Source organism: Pseudomonas sp. Mn2068 (genome assembly GCF_049319725.1).
GTDB lineage: Bacteria > Pseudomonadota > Gammaproteobacteria > Pseudomonadales > Pseudomonadaceae > Aquipseudomonas > Aquipseudomonas gingeri.
Window position 1 is genome coordinate 18,255 of the sequence record NZ_JBMOUG010000022.1, and the last position, 24,252, is coordinate 42,506.

The 24,252-nt window shown below is 62.6% G+C and carries 20 protein-coding genes; 7 read left to right on the plus strand and 13 right to left on the minus strand.

Features of this window, described 5'->3' with window-relative positions; all coding sequences use genetic code 11:
- Positions 1 to 96 precede the first annotated feature (96 nt).
- From ACL9RJ_RS31030 to ACL9RJ_RS31050, 5 genes are read right to left on the minus strand one after another with little or no spacing between them, the layout of a single operon-like run.
- On the minus strand, positions 97 to 1,506 hold the full coding sequence (locus ACL9RJ_RS31030; RefSeq protein ID WP_103033027.1) for an ATP-binding protein: 1,410 nt from the start codon (positions 1,504 to 1,506) through the stop codon (positions 97 to 99).
- Entirely contained in the window at positions 1,503 to 3,317 is a 1,815-nt protein-coding gene (locus ACL9RJ_RS31035; protein WP_017126355.1) for a DAHL domain-containing protein, read from the minus strand. The genes ACL9RJ_RS31030 and ACL9RJ_RS31035 overlap by 4 nt, the downstream gene beginning before the upstream one ends.
- A complete protein-coding gene (locus ACL9RJ_RS31040) occupies positions 3,314 to 4,270 on the minus strand; it encodes a cytochrome-c peroxidase (RefSeq protein WP_178989760.1) in 957 nt (318 codons plus the stop codon). Before ACL9RJ_RS31040 ends, ACL9RJ_RS31035 begins: the two co-directional genes overlap by 4 nt.
- Positions 4,271 to 4,306: 36 nt before the next feature.
- Positions 4,307 to 6,181 (minus strand): putative bifunctional diguanylate cyclase/phosphodiesterase, encoded by a 1,875-nt coding sequence (locus ACL9RJ_RS31045; RefSeq protein ID WP_177084353.1) that lies wholly within the window; start codon positions 6,179 to 6,181, stop codon positions 4,307 to 4,309.
- Positions 6,181 to 8,445, minus strand: a complete 2,265-nt coding sequence (locus ACL9RJ_RS31050) for a putative bifunctional diguanylate cyclase/phosphodiesterase (RefSeq protein ID WP_177119175.1) — start codon at positions 8,443 to 8,445, stop codon at positions 6,181 to 6,183. Before ACL9RJ_RS31050 ends, ACL9RJ_RS31045 begins: the two co-directional genes overlap by 1 nt.
- 247 nt (positions 8,446 to 8,692) lie before the next feature.
- Here ACL9RJ_RS31050 and ACL9RJ_RS31055 point away from each other — a divergent pair, with 247 nt between their 5' ends.
- The 3 genes from ACL9RJ_RS31055 to ACL9RJ_RS31065 all read left to right on the plus strand — a co-directional run bounded on the left by ACL9RJ_RS31055 (position 8,693) and on the right by ACL9RJ_RS31065 (position 11,276).
- Positions 8,693 to 10,045, plus strand: a complete 1,353-nt coding sequence (locus ACL9RJ_RS31055; protein WP_422765965.1) for an HD domain-containing phosphohydrolase — start codon at positions 8,693 to 8,695, stop codon at positions 10,043 to 10,045.
- 121 nt (positions 10,046 to 10,166) lie between these two features.
- Positions 10,167 to 10,595: an NUDIX hydrolase gene (locus ACL9RJ_RS31060; RefSeq protein WP_017126350.1), complete on the plus strand. Its 429-nt coding sequence runs from the start codon at positions 10,167 to 10,169 to the stop codon at positions 10,593 to 10,595.
- A 42-nt stretch (positions 10,596 to 10,637) separates the two neighbouring features.
- Positions 10,638 to 11,276 carry a LysE family translocator gene (locus ACL9RJ_RS31065; protein ID WP_017126349.1) on the plus strand — a complete coding sequence of 213 codons (639 nt, stop codon included), beginning with the start codon at positions 10,638 to 10,640 and terminating at the stop codon, positions 11,274 to 11,276.
- Between the two features lie 15 nt (positions 11,277 to 11,291).
- On the opposite strand, the gene metR is transcribed toward ACL9RJ_RS31065, so the two are convergent.
- A complete protein-coding gene (metR, locus tag ACL9RJ_RS31070) occupies positions 11,292 to 12,209 on the minus strand; it encodes a transcriptional regulator MetR (protein WP_042935381.1) in 918 nt (305 codons plus the stop codon).
- A 280-nt stretch (positions 12,210 to 12,489) separates the two neighbouring features.
- On the opposite strand from metR, the gene ACL9RJ_RS31075 reads away from it, so the two are divergent.
- Together ACL9RJ_RS31075 and ACL9RJ_RS31080 are read left to right on the plus strand one after the other, a co-directional pair.
- Positions 12,490 to 13,482: an alpha/beta fold hydrolase gene (locus ACL9RJ_RS31075; protein ID WP_103033028.1), complete on the plus strand. Its 993-nt coding sequence runs from the start codon at positions 12,490 to 12,492 to the stop codon at positions 13,480 to 13,482.
- Positions 13,483 to 13,534: 52 nt separating this feature from the next.
- Positions 13,535 to 14,191, plus strand: a complete 657-nt coding sequence (locus ACL9RJ_RS31080; RefSeq protein WP_042935330.1) for a DsbA family oxidoreductase — start codon at positions 13,535 to 13,537, stop codon at positions 14,189 to 14,191.
- Between the two features lie 212 nt (positions 14,192 to 14,403).
- On the opposite strand, the gene ACL9RJ_RS31085 is transcribed toward ACL9RJ_RS31080, so the two are convergent.
- Genes ACL9RJ_RS31085 through ACL9RJ_RS31110 form a run of 6 tightly spaced genes read right to left on the minus strand, consistent with a single transcriptional unit; the run spans position 14,404 to position 21,691 of the window.
- The gene (locus ACL9RJ_RS31085; protein ID WP_017126345.1) at positions 14,404 to 15,804 is read right to left on the minus strand and encodes a sigma-54-dependent transcriptional regulator; all 1,401 of its coding nucleotides are present in this window, start codon (positions 15,802 to 15,804) and stop codon (positions 14,404 to 14,406) included.
- Complete coding sequence (locus tag ACL9RJ_RS31090; protein WP_042935329.1) at positions 15,794 to 17,587, minus strand: sensor histidine kinase; 1,794 nt, start codon at positions 17,585 to 17,587, stop codon at positions 15,794 to 15,796. Before ACL9RJ_RS31090 ends, ACL9RJ_RS31085 begins: the two co-directional genes overlap by 11 nt.
- Entirely contained in the window at positions 17,587 to 18,711 is a 1,125-nt protein-coding gene (locus tag ACL9RJ_RS31095; RefSeq protein WP_017126343.1) for a GNAT family N-acetyltransferase, read from the minus strand. The genes ACL9RJ_RS31090 and ACL9RJ_RS31095 overlap by 1 nt, the downstream gene beginning before the upstream one ends.
- A gap of 10 nt (positions 18,712 to 18,721) precedes the next feature.
- On the minus strand, positions 18,722 to 19,588 hold the full coding sequence (locus ACL9RJ_RS31100) for an alpha/beta hydrolase (RefSeq protein ID WP_085983777.1): 867 nt from the start codon (positions 19,586 to 19,588) through the stop codon (positions 18,722 to 18,724).
- A complete protein-coding gene (locus ACL9RJ_RS31105) occupies positions 19,585 to 20,979 on the minus strand; it encodes an aspartate aminotransferase family protein (RefSeq protein WP_017126341.1) in 1,395 nt (464 codons plus the stop codon). The genes ACL9RJ_RS31100 and ACL9RJ_RS31105 overlap by 4 nt, the downstream gene beginning before the upstream one ends.
- A complete protein-coding gene (locus ACL9RJ_RS31110; protein ID WP_017126340.1) occupies positions 20,972 to 21,691 on the minus strand; it encodes an MtnX-like HAD-IB family phosphatase in 720 nt (239 codons plus the stop codon). Before ACL9RJ_RS31110 ends, ACL9RJ_RS31105 begins: the two co-directional genes overlap by 8 nt.
- Before the next feature lie 228 nt (positions 21,692 to 21,919).
- Here ACL9RJ_RS31110 and ACL9RJ_RS31115 point away from each other — a divergent pair, with 228 nt between their 5' ends.
- Both ACL9RJ_RS31115 and ACL9RJ_RS31120 read left to right on the plus strand, forming a co-directional pair.
- On the plus strand, positions 21,920 to 22,693 hold the full coding sequence (locus ACL9RJ_RS31115; protein WP_017126339.1) for a MipA/OmpV family protein: 774 nt from the start codon (positions 21,920 to 21,922) through the stop codon (positions 22,691 to 22,693).
- Positions 22,694 to 22,830: 137 nt separating this feature from the next.
- The gene (locus ACL9RJ_RS31120; protein WP_017126338.1) at positions 22,831 to 23,691 is read left to right on the plus strand and encodes a fatty acid desaturase family protein; all 861 of its coding nucleotides are present in this window, start codon (positions 22,831 to 22,833) and stop codon (positions 23,689 to 23,691) included.
- A 142-nt stretch (positions 23,692 to 23,833) separates the two neighbouring features.
- Here the strand turns inward: ACL9RJ_RS31120 and ACL9RJ_RS31125 are convergent, their stop codons facing one another.
- Positions 23,834 to 24,235 (minus strand): transporter, encoded by a 402-nt coding sequence (locus ACL9RJ_RS31125; protein WP_017126337.1) that lies wholly within the window; start codon positions 24,233 to 24,235, stop codon positions 23,834 to 23,836.
- Positions 24,236 to 24,252: the final 17 nt, after the last annotated feature.

Consider the following 24,252-nt stretch of genomic DNA (forward strand, 5'->3'; position numbering starts at 1 on the left):
TTTGTGACGCGGAGCGTCACGGGCTGCATTCCCACGCAGAGCGTGGGAACGATCAAACCTTTGCTGCGCGTGGGAACGATCAAAGGATGGGAGCGATCATGTGCCGGTCTTGCTCTGGCGGATCGGCAGCTCGACCCTGAAGGTCGTGCCTGTTCCCAACTCGCTGCGTACCGAAATCTGCCCGGCGTGTTTCTGCACGATGCCATAGGACAGTGACAATCCCAGCCCGGTGCCCTGGCCGACCGGCTTGGTGGTGAAGAACGGATCGAAGATCTTCTGCACGGTTTCCGGCGCCATGCCGGAACCGGTATCGGCCACCTCCAGCCAGACGCGGTCCCCCGCGACCCCGCCGAGCAGGCTGATGGTGCCGCGTTCCGGGCCTATCGCCTGGGCGGCATTGACCACCAGGTTCATGATGACCTGGTTGATCTGCGAGGGCAGGCATTCGATTTCCGGCAGTCCGGCGTAGTCCTTGATCACATCGGCCTTGTACTTGAGCTCGTTGGCGACGATGTTCAGGGTGGATTCGATCCCCTGCTGGAGATTGCTCCACTGCCACTCCTGGGTCGAGTCGACCCGGGAGAAGTTCTTCAGGTCCTTGACGATCTGCCCGACCCGCCCGATGCCCTCCTTGGACTCCTTGATCAGCAACGGGATATCTTCCTTGAGAAAATCCAGTTCGACCCTTTCGCGCAAGGCCTGCAGGCGCGCGAGCAATTCGCTCGAAGCGATGCCTTCCTCGGCGCCGCGGTAGGCGTCGAGCATTTCTTGCAGTTGGTTGAAATAGCCATCGAGGGTGCCGAGGTTGGAGCCGATGAAACCGATGGGGTTGTTGATTTCATGGGCGACCCCGGCGGCCAGCTGGCCGAGGGAGGCGAGTTTCTCCGACTGCACCAGCTGGCTTTCGAGCTGCTTGCGCTCGTCGATCTCGTGCTGCAGGGCCTGGCTCGCCTGCCTGAGGGCCAGGGTGCGCTGTTCCACCAGGTCTTCGAGGGTGTGCATCTGCAGGTTGGCGCGCTGGGTCATTTCCCATTTGTTGGTCAGGGTATTGGCCAACTGCTGGACCTCGATATTGTCGAAGGGCTTTTTCAGGATCAACAGCCGGTCATGGCCGTGCAGGCGCTCCAGCAACTCTTCCCAGGAATAGTCGGTATAGGCGGTACAGACCACCACCTGCAGGTTCGGGTCGACTTTCCACAGGTGCTCGATGGTTTCGGCACCGTCCCAACCCTGGGGCATGCGCATATCGACGAATGCCAGCGCATAAGGCCGTTCATGGGCCAGGGCGTACTCGACCTTGGCCAGGCCTTCCTGGCCACCATAGGCGGAGTCGAGTTCAAACGGCTGGCGACTGTCGGCCTTGACCTCGTGGCCGAACAGCGCCGCTTCCATCAGGTCGAGGTCCGGGCTTTCGTCCGCTGCCGGCATCAGTATCTTGCGAAAGTCATCGTGGATCGACGGTGTGTCGTCCACCAGCAGGATGCGACGGTTCGAGTGCGTTGTCATGAGACCCCCACGGCGGTTTTCAATGGCAATTCGAGGGTGAAGACAGCGCCTTTTCCAGGGCCGTCGCTATGGGCGGTGAGGTGTCCGTTCATCTCTATCGCGGCCAGGGCGCAGCTGTGCAGGCCGAAGCCGTGGCCGTCCTTGCGGGTGGTGAAACCGTGGGCGAAGATGCGCGTCATGTTCTCCGGCAGGATGCCTTCACCGTCGTCCTTGACGCTGATATGCAGGGTCGAGCCCTCGACCACCCGGACCTGCAGGGTCAGCTTGCGGGCCCGGTCGGACAGGCTGGACATCGCCTGCTTGGCATTGCTGATCAGGTTGATCAGGATCAGCAGCATGCGGTGCTTGTCGGCCATCACCTGGGGCACATCCTCGTAGTCGCGGACCACGGTGACATTGTGCCGGGTCAGGGCGCCGGAGTTCATGCGCAGGGCATCTTCGAGCAGCTCGCCGATGTGCAGCGGTTCTTCGAGGCTGGAGACCCCGGCATAGGATTGCTGGGTGGAGACGATGTCCTTGATGTGGTCGACGCTTTTGCCCAGCTGGACCAGCTCGTCGGCCATGCCTTGCTGTTCCGCGGCAATGGCCTCGACCAGCTGGTTGAGGTAGCCCGGCAGCAACTTGCCCTTTTCGTCACGGGTCAGGAACTCGCCGAGATCGTCGCGATGCTCGTTCATCAGCGCGACCGCCCGGCCCAGGCCCAGTGCCTTGCTGGTGCGCAGCTTGCGGGCCACCAGGTCGGCGGAGATGTTCACGCTGTTGAGCACGTTGCCGACGTTGTGCAGCACGTTGGTGGCGATCTCGGCCATGCCGGCGTGGCGGGCGGTGTCCATCAGTTCGCTCTGCGCCTCGCGCAGTTCGCGGGTGCGTTCCTCGACCCGTTGCTCCAGGTGCTCGTTGGCGGTCTGCAGGTCCCGGTTGATCTGGTTGATCTGCGCATAGCTGCGAACCAGGCGGCTGGCCAGGTACAGCAGCAGGACGACCATCAGGGCGGAGAAGATCAACAGGTACAGGTGATATTGCTGGTCGACGCGGTCGGCGCTCTGCTGGTCCTGGTTCAACTGGTCGGTGATTGCATCCAGGCTTTCGGACACCGGGACGGCGGCGATCTCGTCGAGCAGGGTGTTGACCAGGGGTTGCTCGCGCAGGATCAGTTGCACATGGTTGAGCAGGATCTCCATCGGCACCTTGAACTCCGGCGGCAGGCGCTGCTGGTCGACCGTGACCTGGTTGATCCCCAGGAGAATGCTGTTGGCGCGATCTTCCGTGGTGCTCTGGGCAAACTCCAGAGTGCTGAGCAACAGGTCGTAGATGTCATTGGAAGTGGCCTGGAGCATCAGTTTGTCGTAGTCCTGGAGCCCGCTGAGCTGAAGCTGGATGTCGTCTTCGGCGGTTGGCAGGAAGGCCAGCGAGTTGCGCAGCACGGCGTTGTGGGACTTGAACTGTTCGACCAGCCGGGTTTTCTCCGAGAGTGCCTGGCTCAGGGTCGCCCGACGTTCCTTCCAGGCGCCCGGATCATCTTTCGGCTGGTTCAGCGCTGTCGCTTCGAACGTATGCAGCAGGGTCTTCATGTCGACCTGGGGCTTGATCAGCGGATCGTAATTACGCGCGACGGCAATCCTGGCCTTGAGGATTTCCGTGTCCCAGCGCGCGTCCAGTTGCTTGACCTGGGCAATCAGGTCACGGGCTCCGGCGTAGTCCTGGGATGTGTCGGGGCGTGACATGAGGTACAGAAACACCAGCACCGACGCCAGTACGAGGGTGAGCAGCGGCAAGAGCACGCGGTTCAACAAGCGACGGGTCAGTATCATAGCGGCTTGCCTCCCAGTTCTCCGGTCAGTGTCTTGAGAAACAGGATGATCAGGCGCTTGTCCTCGGCAGAGGGAATGCGCCCCAGTTGATAGGTGAACATCACGCTGACCGCCTCATCGAGGGTCTTCGCCGACCCATCATGAAAGTACGGTGCGGTGAGGGCGACGTTACGCAGGCTGGGAACCTTGAACACGTGACGGTCTTCCTCGTCCCCGGTGCTCAGGTAGCGTCCCAGGTCGGCCTCGGTCGGATTGCCGCGGGCCTGGAAATAGTCGCCCATCACCCCGAACTTCTGGAACATGTTGCCGCCGATATTCACTCCCTGGTGGCAGGCGATGCAGCCGTAGTCCTTGAAGCGCTGGTAACCGTACTTCTCGTCGAGGCTGAGGATGTCGGTGTTGCCCAGCAGGTACTGGTCGAACCGCGAGTTGGGCGTCAGCAGGGTCCGTTCGTAGCTGCTCAGGGCGTTCTGCACGTTGACGGCGCTCACGCCATCGGGATAGGCGCCGCGAAAGGCCGCCTGGTACGCCGGGTCCTTGACCAGGACGTCGATGATGTTCGGCCAGCTGTTGCCCATCTCGATCGGGCTGCGCACCACTTCCTCGACCTGGGCTTCCAGGCTCTCGGCGCGTCCGTTCCAGAATTGCCGGAAGTTCAGCGCGGCATTGAGTACGGTCGGGGTATTCACGCCGACCGTCGCGCCATGAAAACCGATGGAAAACGGCTTGTCGTCGGCACCGCCTTTTTCCAGTTGATGGCAGGTGGCGCAGGACACGCTGCCATTGATCGACAGGCGCTTCTCATTGAACAACTGGCGACCCAGTTCCACCCGGCGCGGGTCCTGTTGCGGAATATCCGGCAGGGGCTTGAGCGGTTCATCGAGGGGCGCAGCCAGGACGGGCAGGCACAGCGCTGTCCAGAGCAACAACACAAGCGTTCCAGGTGATGACATCGCGTGCTTCCTTGGCGGTAAGGGCTGTGGTGTCAATCAGTCGTGTCGCGGCGTTTCGAATCGCCGGTCCTTCAACAGGCGGGCAAACTCATCGGCCGCGACGGCCTTGCTGAAGTAATAGCCCTGGCCTTCCTCGCAATGATGGGCCTTGAGGAAGTTCAGTTGTTCAAGGGTTTCCACGCCCTCGGCGATAATGTTCAGGTTCAGGCTCCTGCCCAGGCTGATGATCGCGTCGACCAGTGCCGCATCGTTGCCTTCGCCCTTGAGATTGAGCACGAACGACTGGTCGATCTTCAACACGTCGATGGGGAAACGCTGCAGGTAGCTGAGGCTGGAGTAGCCGGTGCCGAAATCATCGATGGCCAGGCGGATGCCCAGGGCCTTGATGGCATGCAGCAGTTCGATCGTTGCCTCGACATTCTGCATCAGCACGCCTTCGGTGATTTCCAGTTCCAGCCGTTTCGGGTCCAGGCCGGTTTCCTCCAACACCTCTTGGATACCTTCGAGAAAACCTCGCTGTCGGAAGTCAATGGCCGAGATGTTGACGGAGATTATGATCGGGTCGAGTCCTTCCCGTTGCCAGCTTTGGGCCTGGGCACAGGCCTGGCGCAATACCCAGCGGCTCAGGGGCACGATCAGGCCACTGTCCTCGGCCACCGGAATAAAGTCCGCGGGATAGACCCAGCCGCGCTCCGGGTGTCGCCAGCGGATCAATGCTTCGGCGCCGACCACCCTACCGTGGCTCAGTTCCAGCTTGGGTTGGTAGTGCAGCACGAACTCATCGCGTTCCAGGGCCTGGCGGATACCGGACTCGATGGACTGCTGTTCGCGGGCCCGCAGGTTCATGTCCTCGATGAAAAAGGCGAAACCGCTGGGCCCGTGCTCCTTGGCGCTGCGCATGGCGGTTTCGGCCTTCTTGATCAGGCTCAGCGCATCCACGCCATCGCCAGGGAAGAGACTGATACCCAGGCTTGCGGTGACCCGCAGATCATGCCCGGCCACTTCCAGGGGCGTATTCACGGCGGCCAGGGCCTTTTCGGCGATACCCTTGGTCTGGTGGGGGTGGGCGATATCGGGCAGCAGCAGGACAAACTCGTCGGAGCCGTAGCGAAACACCGAATCCGACTGGCGCAACGCGCCGATCAGGCAGCGCGCCACATGCTTGAGCATTTCATCGCCGGCCGGATGACCGAGTGCGTTGTTGATGCGCTTGAAGCGATCGAGGCCGAGGAACATCACCGCCACCTGTTCGTCGTGGCGCCGGGCCAGGGCGATGGCCTGGCCCAGCCGGTCGCCGAGCAGGGTGCTGTTGGGCAGTTCGGTCAACACATCGAATTGCAGCAGGCGCGAGACCTGCAACAATTCCTGGACCCGCTCCTCGATCGTGCGCTCCAGGTCGGACATGCGCATGGCCATGTCCTGGGCGAGTTGCCATTTCCAGGTCAGGGCACTGGCCATCTGGCGGATTTCCAGGCTGTCGAAGGGCTTTTTCAGGATCAGCAACTGGTCGCCGAACTCCAGGCGGTCGGCCATGGATTCCCAGGAGTAATCCGAATAGGCGGTGCACAGGGCGATCTGCAGGTCCGGGGCAACTTTCCACAGCCGCTCGATGGTTTCCAGGCCGTCCCAGCCCGGCGGCATGCGCATATCGATAAAAGCCATGGCGTAGGGGCGGCTGGCGGCCTGGGCGAGCTTGACCAGTTCCAGGGCTTCCTGCCCCTGGTAGGCCGAGTCCAGTTCGAACGTCTGGCGCTCGGGTCTGGAAACACCGAACAGCAGGGTTTCGGTGGAATCCAGGCTCAGTTCGTCGTCCTGCTCCGGACCGAGGATCTTGCGAAAGTCATCATGAATCGAGGTGGTGTCGTCGATGATCAGAATGCGCCGATTGGCGGCGCCGGCCAGGACGTTCATCACGGTACCTCGCGATCGTGCGGCGTTTCAGGGTTGATATTGCCCGCCTGCAACAACTGCGAGGCGTGCTGGCTGTCGACGGCCTTGCTGAAGTAATAGCCCTGGGCGTTCATCGGCGAACCGGTGGAAATCAGCGAGCTGCGCTGCTCGAGGGTTTCCACCCCTTCGGCGATGATGCCGATGCCCACTTCCCGGGCGAAGTTGATGATGGCGCGCAGGGTATTGGCGCTCTCCGGATCCTGGGTCGCGTGACGGATGAACGACTGCGCCAGTTTCAGGTGATTGACCCGGTAGGTCCTCAGGTAGTCGAACGACGAGTAGTCGGTGCCGAAATCGTCGATGGCGATCTTCACCCCGAGTTCGCGCAATTGCGGCAGCACGTCGTTCTGTGTCCATTTGGTCTGGGCCAGGGTCGCCTCGGTGACATCGAACTCCAGGTCCGCGGGCGAAATACCCCAGCGGGTGGTGGTTTCGACCACGTCGCGAACCAGTTCACCACCACTCTTGAGTTGGACCAGCGACAGGTTGATCGCGATCACCGGCGGAGCCATGCCTTCGTCGCGCCATTGGCGCATCTGCCGGCAGGCCCGGTCCAGCACCCAGTGCCCGAGGGCGACGATGGTGCCGGTCTTTTCCGCCGCCGGAATAAACACATCGGCACCGAGCAGACCGCGTTCGGGGTGGTTCCAGCGCACCAGTGCCTCCATGCCGAGGATCTTGCCGCTGGCCAGGTCGACTTCGGGCAGGTAGTGCAGTTCCAGTTCATCGTGTTCGATGGCATGTTTCAGGTCATTGGCAATGGCGACCCGCTCGGTGACTTCCTGATTGATCTCCTCGGAATGGAAGTGGTACTGGTTGCGACCCTGTTCCTTGGAACGGTACAGCGCCATGTCGGCCTGGACCAGCAGGGTATCGGCGCTTTCGCTGTCCGGGGCGTAGGTGCTGATGCCGATGCTGACGGAAATCCGCACGTCGTTGCCGTCGAGTTGGTAGGGCTCGACCAGGGCATTGCGGATTCTCGCTGCCAAGGCACCGGAATGGGCCGGGTCGCTCATCTCGGTCTGCAGCACCGCGAACTCATCGCCGCCCAGGCGTGCCACCACATCGCTGTCGCGGGTACAGGCCTTGATGCGGCGGGACACTTCCTGGAGCAGCAAGTCGCCGACAGGATGGCCGAGGGTGTCGTTGATGCGCTTGAAATGGTCCAGGTCGAGATAGAACACCGCGAATGGCGAGGCCCCGCGCTGGGCGGCGGCGAAGCTCTGGTGCAGGCGTTCGATCATGGTCGAGCGGTTGGCCAGCCCGGTGAGCCCGTCGGTGCGGGCGAGCAGGGCGATCTTTTCCTCGGCCACCTTGCGCTCGGTGATATCGATGATGATGCCTTCTACCTCGAGCAGACGGCCTTCGCCATCGCGCACCGGCACATAACGGTTCTCGACCCAGCGCCAGTGACCATCGCCCGTGCGCAGGCGGTATTCGATGGAGGCGCCCTGGGCGTCCTTGTCCAGTACCCGGGCCATGGCCGTGTCGACCTTGGTCTGGTCCTCGGCATGAATCAGCACCTGACGCCAATCCTCCGAGCCCACCAGGTCCTTGGCCACATGCCCGAACTTGGTGATGTTGTGGGAGATGTACATCAGTGGAAACGATGGCTCGCCCCGCAGGCGGTAGAGGATGGTCGGGCTGTTTTGGACGATGATATTGGCATCGGACAGTTCGCGGGTACGCTCCTCGACGGCCTGTTCGAGCTGGTCCATTTTCAGGGCCGCGTCCTCGGTCATCTGCCATTTGGCGGTCAGGGCGCTGGCGAGCTGGCGGATCTCGATCGCATCGAACGGTTTTTTCAGGATCAACAGGCGATCGCCCATGTCGACACGCTCGTTCATGTCCTCCAGCGAGTAATCGGAGTAGGCGGTGCACAGGGCGATCTGCAGCTTGGGATCGACCTGCCAGAGTCGCTCGATGGTTTCCAGGCCGTCCCAGCCGGGCGGCATGCGCATGTCGATAAAGGCCATGGCATAGGGACGTTCCTCGGCCAGCGCCTGCTCGACCCGGGCCAGGCCGTCCTGGCCCTGGAACGCCGAGTCCAGCTCGAACGCGTATTGCGCACGGGTGACGGGAGTACCGAACAAGGCTTCCTCGGCCGATTGCAGATCGTCTTCGACGACGTGCGGGCAGAGGATCTTGCGGAAATCTTCGTGGATCGACGCCGTATCGTCGATGACCAGGATGCGCCGGTTGCTGCGGTCCGCCGTGCTGTTCATCGCAGGGCTCGGATCATATGATTGTCGAAATGTACCGAATGCATGCAGAAATCCTTTCCCGGTGGGCACACAGCGACTGCGCGCTCGACTGCCTGGAGCATAGATCGGCTTGCACACACCTGTCGAAATAGTTGCGTTGATCGGTGGTCGAGGCGGCCATAAAAATCTACCCTAAGGGCGAAGACAGGGATCGTCGGCCATTTAGAGATCCCGCACGCGAAAGTCCTATGCTGACATGAGGTGCTCCATGGATGAATCCACCGCCGGTTCCGTGACCAGACCCCGTGTTCTGCTGGTCGATGACGAAGAATCGATTCTCAATAGCCTGCGACGCCTGTTGCGCAGCCAGCCCTACGAGCTGTTCCTCGCCAATAGTGGAGCCAGTGCCCTGGAAATCATGGCCGGGCAGCCCATCGACCTGGTCATCAGCGATGCGCGCATGCCCAACATGGATGGCGCCACCCTGCTGGCGAGCATCCATGAGCTGTATCCCTCCACGCTGCGGATCCTGCTGACCGGTTATGCCGATATGGACATGATCATCAAGGCGATCAACGAGGGGCAGATCTATCGCTATATCAGCAAACCCTGGAACGACGAGGAACTGATGCTGACGGTGCGCCAGGCCCTGGCGTTCCAGCATTCAGAAAGCGAGCGCCAGCGCCTGCAGGCGCTGGCCCGGGAACAGAACCAGCAGTTGCAGACGCTCAACGCGACCCTGGAAAAACGCGTGCTGGCACGCACCAGCGAAGTCCAGCAGACCGCCGACATGCTCGACCTGGCCTATGAGGAACTCAAGCGCAGCTATGCGGTGACCGCCGAGGTGTTTTCGCGGATGGTCGAGTGGCGCCTGCCCCAGGACAAGCAGACCAACCGGGCGATCATCGATCTGGTGAAGGCCTGGTGCAAGGCCCATGAGCTGGACGAGGCCGATACCCGCAACCTGGCCATGGCGGCGGCGTTGCACAACATCGGCAAGATGAGCTGGACCGACGGCATGATGGGCGCGCCGGCGGACCTGCTGCACCATACCGATCGTGAGCGTTATCGTGGTTATCCAAAGCAGAGCGAATCATTGCTGATGACCCTGGAGCCGATGCAGGACGCGGCCCGCTTGATTCTTCATCATCAGGAGCGCTGGGATGGCAGCGGTTTCCCCGATCACCTCAAGGGCGACGCCATTCCCCTCGGCGCAAGGGTGCTGAAACTGGCCGTCGATTTTGTCGAGTTGCAGCGTGGGTTGATTCTCGAGCGGCATCTGAACAGCGACGAGGCCCTGGTGTTCATCCGCAAGTATGCGGGGCGCCTGTACGACCCGGAACTGGTCGAGGCGTTCGTCAAGGTCTGTGCCGACCACCTGAGCGATGTCACCGCTGGCGATCCGAGCGTCAAGGTACTGGGCACCCGCGAGCTGGTGGCGGGCATGATCCTGGCGCGCAACCTGAATGCCGACAACGGCATGCTGCTGCTCAATGCCGGCAAGGTGCTGAGTGGCCTGCTGGTGGAGAAGTTGATCAGCTTCGAGGCGATGGAGAAAGCCAAGTACAGCGTCTTCGTCAAGGTGCCCGAAGAGGTGGCGCTACTGGAGCAGGAGACCTGAATCCGATCCGATAACCTGTAGGCGCCGGGGGAGTATTCGCCTTGACCGACAGGTTCAGGGCTTGCCTGCCGGTCGCCCCGGATGTGATCCTGCCGGCTTTTTTCAGGACTGTGCCGAGACCATGACCGCCTTTTCCGCTTCCCGGACCATCCGTATCGCCGCCGCCCTGCTGATCGGCCCCGATGGCCGGACCCTGCTGGTACGCAAGCGTGGCACCCAGTCTTTCATGCAGCCCGGGGGCAAGATCGAAGCCCATGAACAGCCGGCCGCGGCCCTGGTCCGCGAGCTTGAGGAAGAACTGGGGCTGCGCGTCGATCCCGCTGCCGCCCGATACCTCGGGCAGTTCTGCGCGCCGGCCGCCAACGAACCCGGTTTCGATGTGAGCGCCGAGCTGTTCCTGCTCGATATCGGTGAAGCGGTCGAGCCTGCGGCCGAGATCGAAGAGGTGGTGTGGATCGATCCGGCCACCGACGGCAATCTGTGCCTGGCGCCATTGACACGGGACCTGATCCTGCCGTTCTATCGTGCCTCGCTGCAGGCCCCTGCCTGATCCCAGTGGAACCTGACTTGTTTTGTCGACCAAGGACTGTCCATGATTCCCGCCCAAGAGTTGCTGCTGTTCGCTGCCGCCAGTCTGTTGATGGTCCTGACTCCGGGACCGAACATGATCTACCTGATCTCCCGCTCGATCTGCCAGGGACCCAAGGCCGGGGTGGTGTCGCTGCTCGGGGTGGTGGGCGGTTTCTTCGTTCACCTGTTTGCCGCGGCGGCGGGGCTGACGGCGGTGTTCATGGCCGTGCCGGTGGCCTATGAAGTGCTCAAGTGGGCCGGTGCGCTGTACCTGCTGTGGCTGGCCTGGCAGGCCCTCAAGCCGGGTGCCCGCTCGCCGTTCGAGCCCCGCCAGTTGCCACCGGACTCGTCGGCGCGGCTGATCGCCATGGGCTTTCTCACCAGTGCCCTGAACCCGAAGATCGCGGTGTTCTACCTCTCGGTGTTTCCGCAGTTCATTACCCCGGAGCACGGTTCGGTATTTGCCCAGAGCCTGATGCTCGGTGTCACCCAGATCAGCGTGAGTTTCACCGTCAATCTGCTGATCGCACTGTTTGCCGGCGGCCTCGCCACCTGGTTCATGCACAACCCGCTGTGGCTGGCGGTGCAACGTTACTTCATGGGCTTCGTCCTGGCCGGGCTGGCCGTGCGCCTGATGCTCGAGCAACGCCGTACCGCTTGAACAGGGTGTGGCGCGTCAGCGCACTGCGCTGACGCCATCCAGGGTCGAGAACGAGGTGTCCTTGGCCGTCAGCAGGAAGTCGCGCATATAGGGGGCATCGAGCATGTCCGCGCGGATGGCCGCGTACAGCGTGGCGAACAGGCCTTTCTCACCCAGGCGCTTGGCCTTCACATAACCCCGTGAGCTGTACTCATGCAGTGCCCAGTGGGGCATGCCGCAGACACCGCGGCCGCTGGCCACCAGCTGCATCATCATCACTGTCAGTTCCGAGGTGCGCACCTGCGCCGGCTCGATATCGGCCGGTTCCAGGAAGCGTGTGAAGATATCCAGCCGATCGCGCTCCACCGGGTAGGTGATCAGGGTTTCCTTGAGCAGGTCCTCGGGCACGATATACGCCTTGTTCGCCAGGGCGTGCTGGTTGGCGACCGCGAGCATCGCCTCGTAGGTGAACAGCGGGACATAGGTGATGCCCGCCAGTTCCAGCGGATCGGAGGTCACCACCAGGTCCAGGTCGCCGCGTGCCAGGGCCGGCAGCGGGGCGAAGGAAAACCCGGAGGCCAGGTCCAGTTCGACTTCCGGCCAGGCATCGCGGAACTGGTCGATGGTCGGCATCAGCCACTGGAAGCAACTGTGGCATTCGATCGCCATGTGCAGCCGCCCCGCGGTGCCACCGGCCAGTCGCGCGATATCCCGTTCCGCCCCGCGCAGCAGCGGCAGGGTGGCATCCGCCAGTTGCAGCAGGCGCAGGCCGGCGCTGGTGAAGCGTACCGGCTTGGTCTTGCGCACGAACAATGGCATGCCCAGGCGTTCCTCCAGTTCCTTGAACTGGTGGGACAGGGCCGACTGCGTCAGGTGCAGCCGTTCGGCGGCCTCCACCAGGCTGTCGGCTTCACGCAGGGCGTGCAGGGTTTTCAAGTGACGGATTTCCAGCACCAGGGGCTCCATGAGCAAAGTTTGTAATGAGCGCGCAGGGGGTGAGTTTGTCTCATGCTGGGGCGGCTGTCGACGGGTAGCGATCGGCCTGCCGGGGACGGTGGTGCCTTATCGCTCAAGCCGACTTCCACTGGGGTGGGCGACACAAGGCGCGGGTCGCTAGACAAAAAAAGCGCCACTGGGCAATCTTCATCAAACTGTCATTGAACTGTGGCAGCGCGCTTGAACAAATTTCATCAGACTCGCGCTCCACTGGGGTTCTGCGTTTTGGTGTTTTTTCATGCGTGTAGTTATTTTCCTGGCCGCACTGTTGTTCGGCCTGCCGTCCTTTGCGGCTTCTCGATGCGATGTCAATGTTCCAACCGAGCATGTCGACCTGGATCAGGTCAGCCTGGCCTACCAGAGCATTGGTCGTGCCTCGGATCCGGCCTTGTTGCTGATCATGGGCCTGGGCGGGCAGCTGATCCACTGGCCGGACGAAGTGGTGGTCGCCCTGTGCCAGCAGGGTTTCCGGGTGATCCGCTATGACAACCGCGATGTCGGCCTGTCGAGCTGGCGACAGGCGCCGGCGAGCGCCAACCTGACGTTCGAGGTCCTGCGTTACAAGCTCGGTCTGCCGGTGGCGGCGCCGTACAGCCTGACCGATATGGCCGGTGATGCGCTGGGCTTGATGGATGCCTTGCAGATCGAGCAGTTCCACGTGCTCGGCGCGAGCATGGGCGGAATGATCGCCCAGCATGTGGCGGCGATGGCGCCGCAACGGGTCGAGAGCCTGACGCTGGTGATGACCAGTTCCGGTGCCGAAGGCCTGCCGGCGCCGAATGCGGCCCTGGTGCAGTTGCTGTCGCGGCGCAGTGCGCCGAATCGCGAGGTGGCGATCGAGCAGCAGGCCGATCTGCTGGCGGCGCTGGGCAGTCCCGAGGTCCGCGATGACCGGCACAAGCTGTTGCAGCAGGCGGCGACCTCCTATGACCGGGCGTTCAATCCGGAAGGGGTGAAGCGCCAGATCATGGCGATTCTCGCCGAACCGAGCCGGGTGCCGCTGCTGAATCAGCTGCGGGTGCCGACCCTGGTGGTGCATGGTACGGCCGATCCGTTGTTGCCGGTGATGCACGGCGTGCACCTGGCGGCCCATATCCAGGGCAGCCAGCTGGTGCTGATCCCGGGGCTGGCCCATCGTTTCCAGGAGGCATTCAAGGCGCCATTGCTGGCGGCGGTGCTGCCGTACCTGCGGGCGCACCAGCAGGACGTCAGCCACTGGGCGCAACTCTGAGGCGGGTGTATCGTGCAGGCTTTACGGCGAATCAACGCCTGTGAGGTTGATCATGAGTACCCCGTTGAAAATCGATTTTGTCAGTGATGTGTCCTGCCCCTGGTGCGTGATCGGCCTGCGCGGCCTGACCGCGGCGCTGGATCGCCTGGGCGCCGAGGTCCAGGCCGAGATTCACTTCCAGCCGTTCGAGCTGAACCCGAAGATGGGCGCCGAAGGGCAGAACATCACCGAGCACATCACCCAGAAATACGGCTCTACGCCGGAGCAGTCGCAGAAAAACCGCGAGATGATCCGTGAGCGCGGGGCCGAGGTGGGCTTCAGTTTCAGGACCAGCGGCGACAGCCGTATCTACAACACCTTCGATGCCCATCGGCTATTGCATTGGGCCGGCCTGGAAGGGCGCCAGTACAACCTCAAGGAAGCCTTGTTCAAGGCGTACTTCACCGACCAGGGCAACCCGTCCGATCACGCCCAGTTGAGCCTGATCGCCGAGAGCGTCGGCCTGGATCGCCAGCGCGCCGAAGCGATTCTCGCCTCCGACGAGTACGCCGCCGAGGTCCGTGAACAGGAGCAATTGTGGGTGTCGCGCGGGGTGAGTTCCGTGCCGACCATCGTCTTCAACGATCAGTATGCGGTGAGTGGCGGGCAGCCGGTGGAGACCTTTGTCGGCGCGATCCGGCAGATCATCGCCGAATCCGCGAAGGCCTGACCTTGATGGGGGAGTGGGCTCTGTAGGAGGGGGCTTGCCCCCGAAGCTTTTGGCGACCTTTAGGGCCTCTTCGCGGGCAAGCCCGCTCCCACAAAAGCCTGCTCCCACACAAGCCAATTCCACACCAGTCCCTCTCACAGAGCTCCTTCCCGCGAGCCCCCTCTCACAGAATTCCTCCCACAGGCGTCTGCTACCGTCGCTGCCCAGGATGTTCAGCGAATGATCTTGTCGACCTGGATCGCCAGCTTCTTCAGGCGATACCAGAAGCTGCGCTCGGAAATCCCGATCATCTGCGCCGCCGCGGCCTGGACCCCATTGGTTTCATGCAGCGCGGCGAGGATGTAGGCCTTCTCCACTTCCGCCAACGCCGCATCCAGATCCTTCGGTACCGCGGCGCCGACGCTCAAGGCCGCCGCCGTGTTGCCCGGTTCCGCTGACGGCGGGGCAAACAGGTAGGCCGGCAGGTCGCTTTCCTCGATCACCGGGCTGGCGGCGACAATGGTCGCCCGCTCCACGCAGTTCTGCAGCTCGCGGATATTGCCCGGCCAGCTGTAGTTGGCCATGGCCTGCATGGCCTGCGGGCTGAAACCGCTGATGCGCTTGCCGGCGCTGGCCCCCAGCGAGTGGGCGAAATGCCGGGCCAGCGGGGCGATGTCCTCGACCCGCTCGCGCAGGGAGGGCAGGGGAATCGGGAAAACGTTCAGGCGGTAGTACAAGTCTTCGCGAAACTCCTTGTTCGCCACCGCTTCGAGCAGGTTCTTGTTGGTCGCGGCAATCACCCGCACGTCGACCTTGCGTTCGCGCGGGTCCCCCACCGGTTCGATCACCCGCTCCTGCAGGGCCCGCAGGATCTTCGCCTGCAAGGCCAGCGGCATATCGCCGACTTCATCGAGAAACAGCGTGCCCTTGTCCGCCTGCATGAAGCGCCCGACACGGTCGGAGACGGCGCCGGTAAAGGCGCCCTTGCGGTGCCCGAACATCTCGCTTTCCAGCAGGCCTTCGGGAATGGCCGCGCAGTTCACCGCGACAAACGGCTTGTCGGCGCGGTTGCCGTGCTTGTGGATCGCCCGGGCGACCATTTCCTTGCCGGTCCCGCTCTCACCGGTCAGCAGGATGGTGGCGTTGCTGTCACGGACCGAGTCCACTGCCTGCAGGACCCGGCGAAAGGCTGGGCTGTCACCCACCAGGCTGTCGATCTGCTGGTGTTCGTCGAGTTCGGCGCGCATCCGCGCGTTATCCCGCAGGATGTCGCGAAACTGCAGGGCCTTGCTGACGGTGATATCCAGTTCGTCGATATCGAAGGGCTTGGCGATATAGTCGAAAGCACCGTTGCGCATCGACTGCACGGCATTTTTCACGGTGCTGTAGGCGGTCATCACGATGACCGGCAACTGCGGGAAGCGCAGCTTGATCTCGGCCAGCAACTGCGGGCCGTCCATGCCGGGCATGCGCCAGTCGCTGATGACCAGGTCGATGTCTTCCTGATCCAGCACCACCAGGGCCTGGATGCCGTTGCCGGCGGTGAATACCTGGATCTCGTTCTGGCTCAGGGCCGAACTGAGCAGGTCGCAGAGCTTGGGTTCGTCATCGACCACCAGGACCTTATGCGTCATCGTCGTGTTCCTCGTCATCCTCGACATCCAGGTCTTCGCCATGGGCCGGAATGTACAGCTTGAAGCTGGCGCCTGCATCTTTCTCGCTGATGCATTCGATCCGTCCGTCATGGTTTTCCATGATCGAGAAGACTTTCGCCAGGCCCAGGCCGGTGCCCGAGGCCTTGGTAGTGACAAACGGCGTGAAGATCCGTTCGATCATGTCCGGTTCGATACCCTGGCCGGTGTCGGAGACGCTGATGATGGTGTTTTCCTGGTCCTTGGCAATGCCCAGGGTCAGGCGGCCGCCCTTGGGCATGGCGTCGATGGCATTGAGGATCAGGTTCAGGCAGGCCTGCTTCAGTTGCCGGGCATCGGCGTACAGGGTAGCGCCGGGTGCCTGGTCGTCGATCCGCGCATCGATGTTGTGGGTGGCCAGTTCCGGTGCGCAGAAGCCGAGGATCTCCTCGGCCAGCTCCCGCGCCGGCTGGATCGAGCGAATCGGCGCGCTCGGCTTGGCGAAGTCGAGGAACTCGGTGATCAGGTCGTTGATCCGCGACACTTCGCTGATCACGTATTCCAGGTGGCGCTTGTCGGTATCCGGCAGGTTGGCCCGGCGGTGCAGCAACTGGGTGGCGGTCTTGATGATGCCCAGCGGGTTGCGGATCTCGTGGGCCAGGCCCATGGCGACCTCGCCCAGCGCGTGCAGGCGATCGCGGCGGCGCAACTGGGCCTCGAGGTGATGCAGCTCGCCCAGGCGCTCGGTCATGTGGTTGAAGGTGTGGCTCAGTTCGGCCAGCTCGTCGCTGCCGGTCACCGGGATACGCTTGCTGTAGTTGCCGGAGATCACCGCCCGCACGCCTTCGGACAGGCCGCGCAGGGGCTGGGTCAGGCGTTGCGAGACCAGCCAGCCGACGCTCAGGGACAAGGCCGAGCCCATCAGGAAGATCAGGATGAACAGGTTGCTCTGGTTGACCAGCCCGACCAGGCTGCTGTGGCGCAGCAGGCCACTGAAGATCACCCCCTGCAGGTCGCCGGTATCGTTGAAGATCGGCCAGTACAGGCCGCTGTAGCGGCTGGTGAACAGTTCGCTGGGCAGGCGGGTGTCACGCAGGGTCTTTTCGATTTTCGCCGGGATCTGCAGCGGGTGATCCTCGAAGCGCTGGGTCGAGAAGATCTCGGAAAAGCCCTTGGAGTTCGCCAGGTACAGGCGCAGGTCGAGGGAGTGCACGTCGGCCACGCTGTTGAGGAAGCTGCTGTCCAGGTAGGTGGCGATCAGCAACTGGTAGTCGACGCCTTCCTGCGAGGTCTGGAAGGTCGAGACAACCACGCCGGTCGGCACCCCGGCGACCTTGATGGTCTGCAGGACCGCGTTGGGCGCCAGGCTGATCTGGCTGACGATATCGTCGGGCTCGGTGGTGAACACCACCTTGTGGTCCTGGGTGCGGATCAGCGCCACCAGGTCGATGCCCATGGCGTCGGCGATGTCGGCGGTGAGCTTGTCGTGCTTGGCGGCCTGGCGCGAGGTCGGCGGCCGGGTGTAGAGCAGGAACAGCTGGGCGACCCGGGCGTTGTCGCGCTGGATCTCGCTGATCTCGTCCTTGACGATCTTGGTCGACTCCTGCAGCCAGATGCGCACGTTGCTGTCGAAGATCTGCGACAGGGTGGTCGCCGCCAGTTCGGCGGCGATCATGGTCGGCACCACGCTGACCAGCCAGAACGCCAGCAGCAGTTTGCGTTGCACACTCCAGCGCGAGATCGAGAAGGGGCGACGTTTACGGCGGCGTTCTGGAGTGGAAGTCATCAGGTTTCGCTTATCGCAGCAGCCATGGCAGGGTCGAATCGGTCCGGGCGGATAAACAGTTTGACCAGTCGTAGGACATTGTTGATCAGCCAGTTGCGATGGTGAAAGAACAGGTTGTTGCCCTGGAAGGTACAGCCCAGGCGAATCTTGCTGGCATAACCGGCCTGACCGCATTCGTACAGGGGAATCCCCTCGCGGATACAGTATTCGACATTGGCCAGCCAACTGCGGAAATACAGGTTGTGCTCGCGGCTCTGGTTCGGGTCATGGCCGAAGAACTTGTCGATCAGCCGCTCCCCATCCAGCAGGATCAGGTTGAACGCCACCAGTTGCTCGTCGATCCAGTAAAGGACACAGGCGGCACGTTCGTCCAGGTGTTCCAGCACGCTGGTGAAGTAATCCGCCGGCAGGCGTTCGAACTGGGTTTCGCTGCGTTCCAGGGTCGCCTCGTACAGTCGCATGATCTGCGGCAGGACGTCATCGATATTGCGCCGCCATTCGATCCGCGGCCCCGGTGCCCGCAGCTTGCGCCGCAGGTCCTTGCGGGTGGACTTGCCCAGGGTGCCCAGGTACGCGTCGACCGAACCGAAGGGGATCGGCAACAGGGCGCTCGGCAGGCTGAGCACCTTCTGGAACCCGGCAGCCTTGCAGCTGGCGCTCCAGTCATCGTCGGCGCTGGGCGCGTCCTTGACCGCGGTCAGGCGGATCCGGAGGGTGGCGGCATCGTCGCGGGCCAGGATCAGCAGGCGCTCCAGCAGTTCCTGGCGCCGTTGCACCGGGACGTGGCTGGCAATGCCGGCACTGCATCGCTCCGCCACCGGCGAGCCGATGGCGTAGAGCGGGAATTCGAGCACGCCCGGCAGGATCCTGTTGATCCAGCCGGTAATGCGTTTACTGGTGCCTTGCACCGTGGTGTCGAGCTTGTAGCGGGTAATGAAGGCGGGGGCGACCGCCAGCAGCCGATCGTCTTCGAAGAGCGCCAGGTAGCGCCATTCGAAGTCGTCGATGCGGGCTTTCTCCACCGCCAGGTAGTACTCCCAATTCTCCAGCGCACCCGGGAAACAGTCGTTCCAGGCTGCGCGTTCAATCGCCTCGATGCTAGAGAAGGCTTGGGCGGTAATCACGGGTCTTTCCTTAGGCCAGTTGCCGGTAGTCTTCGCGCACGCTCGGGACGTCACTCAGACGTTCGATGAAGTCGGCACTCAACTCGATCACTTCGCGGTACTGCAGGTCGACAGTGATCATGTGGTAGCAATTGTCGAGCATGACCTTGGTGACGGGGCCACCCAGGTGACGTTCGACGTAGTTGGCGTTCCACGGGCTGGTGATATCGTCCTCGACGGAGTGGATCACCAGCGCCGGGGTCTTGATCGACGGCATGCGCCGCATGACCACGGCGTTCATCCGGTGCAGCTCGCGCACCGTGATGCCCTCCATGGTCAACAGCCCGGCATCGCTGCTCTGGCCGGCTTTCATCTGGCGTTCGACAATCGCCCGCAGGCGTTCGTTCTTGATGCCATAGGGCGGCTTTTCCTCGAAACGACAGATGTGCACGCCGAACGGAATCTTCATCAGCAAGGGCGTCAGGAACGCCAGCTTGTGGATGCTCCAGCCGTCGTAGCGCAGGGTGGTCGAATACATCAACAACCCGGCTACTTGCCCGGGGAACTCGGAGGCGACGTACATGGACATGACCGCGCCCATGGACAAGCCGCCGACGAACACCTGGGCGTGACGCTGCTGCACGCCGACGAATGTCTTGCGCACACCTTCGTACCAGTCCTGCCAACCGGTGGCCTGCAGGTCGGCGTTGCCGCCGCAATGGCCGGGCAGGGTGGGCACGTAGACCGTGCAACCACCACGCTTGACCAGGCCCTGGGCGACCCGGCGCAGTTCCGCCGGGGTGCCGGTCAGGCCATGGATCAGCAAGACCCCGACCGGACCGTCGCCGAGGACGAAGCCCGCGTCGCCTTCGCCCAGATCGATGGCTGCCATGTTCACCGCTTCATGGCCCGGTTCAGCAACTGCTCGAGCAGTTTCAGGCCCAGGTCGATTTCCGCGTAGCTGATTTCCAGCGACGGGGCCAGGGTGATGACGTTCTTGTAGTAGCCGCCGACGTCGAGGATCAGGCCGAGTTTCTGACCGTCAACCACCATGTCGCCCTTCATGCCTTCCTCGACCATGTAGTCCAGGGTGGCCTTGTCCGGGGTGAAGCCGTCGGTGGTGCAGATTTCGCAGCGCAGGGCCAGGCCCAGGCCATCGACGTCGCCGATGATCGGGAAGCGTTTCTGCAGCTCTTGCAGGCCTTCGAGGAAGTACTTGCCCTTGGCCATGACCATCGCGCCGTAGTCGACTTCGCTGGTCATCTTGAACATTTCCAGGCCTACCGCCGTACCCAGTGGGTTCGAGGCGAAGGTGGAGTGGGTCGAACCTGGCGGGAAGACCTTCGGGTTGATCAGCTCTTCACGGGCCCAGATGCCGCCCAGCGGGTTCAGGCCGTTGGTCAGCGCCTTGCCGAAGACGATCACGTCCGGCTTGACGTCGAAGTGTTCGATCGACCACAGCTTGCCGGTACGCCAGAAGCCCATCTGGATTTCGTCGACGACCATCAGGATGCCGTGCTGGTCGAGGACCTTCTTCAGCTCGCTGTAGAAGTTCATCGGCGGGATCACGTAGCCGCCGGTGCCCTGGATCGGCTCGACGTAGAACGCCGCGTATTCGCTGGAGCCGACTTTCGGGTCCCACACGCCGTTGTATTCAGTCTCGAACAGACGGGCGAACTGCTGCACGCAGTGGCTGCCGTACTCTTCCTTGGTCATGCCTTTCGGGCCGCGGAAGTGGTACGGGAACGGGATGAACTGGGCGCGCTCGCCGAAGTGGCCGTAGCGGCGACGGTAGCGGTAGCTCGAAGTGATCGAGGACGCACCCAGGGTACGGCCGTGGTAGCCGCCTTCGAAGGCGAACATCAGGCTCTTGCCGTTGGTGGCGTTACGCACGACTTTCAGCGAGTCTTCGATGGACTGCGAACCGCCGACGTTGAAGTGCACGCGACCGTCGAGGCCGAACTTGTTCTTGGCGTCGACCGCGATCCTTTCCGACAGCTCGATCTTGCCTTTGTGCAGGTACTGGCTGGCGATCTGCGGCAGGGTGTCGATCTGTTGCTTGAGGGCGTTGTTCAGGCGTGGGTTGGCGTAGCCGAAGTTGACCGCCGAGTACCACATCTGCAGGTCGAGGTAGGCCTGGTCTTCGGTGTCCCAGACGTAGGAGCCTTCGCAGCGGCTGAAAATGCGCGGTGGCTCGATGTAGTGGACGGTATCGCCGTAGGAGCAATATTTGGCTTCTTTTTCCAGAAGCACCTGGTCTTCGGCGGTAGCGATACGAATCTCAGACATGGTGGAAGAGTTCCTGAGTTTGTGAAGAGTTTTCAGCGCTGTCGAGCGCGAAAGTGTTGGCGTTGGCGGCTTCGCTGCTCGGCAGCAGGGCCAGCAGCGCCGGGAGTTCGGCGAACGATTCGAAACGCACATGCGGGATGCCGTTGCGTTCGCAGTGTTCGGCCAGGCGGTCCTTGGCGAACACGAAGTCGGCGGTCGAGGCCACGCACATGTCCGACTGACCGTCACCGATCACCAGTACGCGTTTGCCCTTGGGCGTGGACTTGCATTTGCAGTTGCCGGAAGCGGCGCGGCAGGCATCGCTGGAATAGGGGAAATCGATGCGCCAGCTGTTCTGGTCGACCTGGCGCAGGCGGTTGGCGAGGATCGGTAGCAAGGTCACGTAGTTGCGTGACAGAATCCGCGCGATGCCTTGCTCGATACCGTCGCTGACCACTTCGATGGTCGCGCCCAGGCTCATCACGTGGTCGACGAAGTCGGGGAAGTCGGGGTCGATGTCGATGGTGTCGAAGTAGGCCAGCAACTCGGCGGGCGTTGCCTTGACCAGGGCCAGTTGGCGGCTCAGGCACTCACGCGAACCGATGTGACCGTCCAGCCATTCCTGTTCGATCGTCTCCCAGCTCGGGTCGGCGAATTGTTCCAGGATGTTGTCGATCGCGTCGGTGCGGGAGATGGTCCCGTCGAAGTCACACACGATATGCCAGTGCATCATCTGCAGTTACCTGTTGAATAAGAGCGCACTTTGCGCATGCCAGGTGCCAGAGCACGGAGCGTGCCAACCGGCTGGAACGCCTTTGTTCGCGGGCTCCTGCCGGTGTTTGTATGGGAAAGGCTACAAAGAGCTACAAATTTTGTAGCTTGCTACAAAGAACATCAGTGCTTGCCTACACTGGGTGCGCTGGTGATTGATGCGCGCATGTTCAGAACAAGGAAACGATTAATGGCCAGGTTTACCCCCACATTGCTGCTCGCCGGTCTCTTGTCCCTGAGTGGCCTGAGCACCGGCGTGCTGGCCGAGGAAGGCCTTACCGGGCAGATCGGTGCCGGTATCGGCTACCAGCCCCATGACCCCACGGGCAGCAGCTATGACACGGTGCCCTTGCCTTACCTGGACCTGGATTGGGGGGACGTCAGCCTCAGCGGCGACGACGGCCTGACCTGGGATGCCTTCAAGGACAGTGGTTTCACCGCCGGGCCGTTTATCAACTACCTGCCGGGCCGCAACGCCGATGGCGACCTGCGTGGCCTGCGCAATGTGCCGGACATGGGCCAGATCGGCGGTTATGTGCAGTACGCGCCGGCTGACTTCTGGCGGGTGTTCGTCCAGCTGGGCAGCGCGGTCGGCGGTGGCAACGGCCAGGGCGGCCTGCTCGGCAAGATTGGCGGCGAGCTGGGTTACCCGCTGGGCATGGGCATCATCGGCAGCAGCAACCTGAGCGCACACTTTGCCGATGCCCGCCAGACCCGGACCTTTTTCGGCGTGAGCGCCGAGGAAGCCCAGGCTTCGGGGATCGAGCAGTACAAGCCGGGCGGCGGCCTGCAGAACTACACCCTGACCCAGAACTTCGCGATCCCGCTGGGTGGGGCCTGGTCGCTGATGACCAGCGCGAGCTGGATTCACCTGGTGGGCAACGCCGCCGACAGCAGCATTGTCAGAGAGCGTGGCGACAACAACCAGGGCCAGGTGCAGACCGCCATCAGCTACAAGTTCTGAACCCGCCTGCGCGACGATCATGCCGCGTTGTAGGCCGGCTCGCCCGATCGTCGCCCGGCCGGTTTTTGTAAAGTAGTGAAAGCTGGTCTGGTGTTTGCAATGCCCCCCCGGAAATCATTTTCCGGGAAGTTTTTCAGATGGCTCGTCCTGCTTACCGCCTGTTGGCTTATTCGCTCTGGGACCTGGTACCCATTGTCATGGCGCTGGCGCATTTCTCCTTCGTGTTGTGGCTGGTGCTGGGATTCCACGACCAGTCCTGGTGGATCATCATCCCGGCGGCGCTGCTCTATGCGGTCAGTCTGTCGTGGAGCATCAACAGCATCTCCCACAACCAGATCCACAACCCCTACTTCACCCCGCACTGGATGAATCGCGGGTTCGACCTGCTGCTGTCGCTGACCATCGGCTTTTCGCAGACGATGTACCGCGATATCCACAACCGTCACCATCGCGGCAACTCCGACCTGCCACGGGAGGACGGGACCACCATCGACCCGCTGTCGATCTACCTGCACGGCAAGGACGGCCAGCCGGACAATGTCTGGGCCTATACCTTCCTGAGTTTCTTCCGTGACGATCCCAAGGCCTATTACGAGGAAATGAAGCGCAAGCACCCGGCGGATGCCCGTTGGGTCAAGGTCGAGATCTATGCGACGGTGGCGTTCTACCTGGGCCTGGCGGCCTGTGACTGGCGCGCGGTGCTGGTGTTGCTGCCGTTCTGGTACCTGGGACAGTCGCTGTCATCGCTCAACGGCTACTACGAGCACCTGGGTGGCAACCCGGACCTGCCGATCGCCTGGGGCGTGAGTTCCTACAGCCGGCTCTACAACCTGATCTGGATGAACAACGGCTATCACGCCGAGCATCACTATCGGCCGAAGATGCACTGGACCAAGGTCAAGGCGTTCCATGCGCAGATCAGGGAGCAGCAGCGGGAGGCGGGAGTGAAGGTGATTCCGGTATCCCATGGCCTGGGCTTTCTGGTGAAACACCGCTGACGGTGGGGGCCGGCTTGCCAGCGATGACGATGCCAGTCGCGCCGCCGCTTTCGCGGGCAAGCCCGCTCCCACAGGACGGGGGGGCTCGCCACGGACTATTGTCCAGCCTGGGACTTTGTGGGAGCCGGCTGGGTGGTGATGCTCAGTTCTTCTCGCCTTCGGCCAGCAGGGCGATCCCGCCGATAATCACCAGCACGCCGACCCAGTGCAGCACGCTGATCTGCTCGCCCAGCCCCAGCCAGGAACCGAGCAATACTGCGACGAACACCAGCGAACTGAGGGGAAACGCCAGGGACAGGCTGCTGCGTCGCAGGATCAGCATCCACACGAAAAAGGCGCCGATGTAGCAACCGATCGCCACCCAGACACCCGGGTTGACCACGACCGCAGCCAGCCATTGCAGGTTGAAATTCATCTGTCCCAACTGATCGCCGCCGACTTTGGTGGCGATCTGCCCGGCACTTTCGAATGTGATCAGCAGGGCCCACAGCACGATCGTGCCGAAGCGCCCGTGGAGCCAGTCCACGTGCTTGGAAGTGCTCATAAATCCGTTCCTTCAAA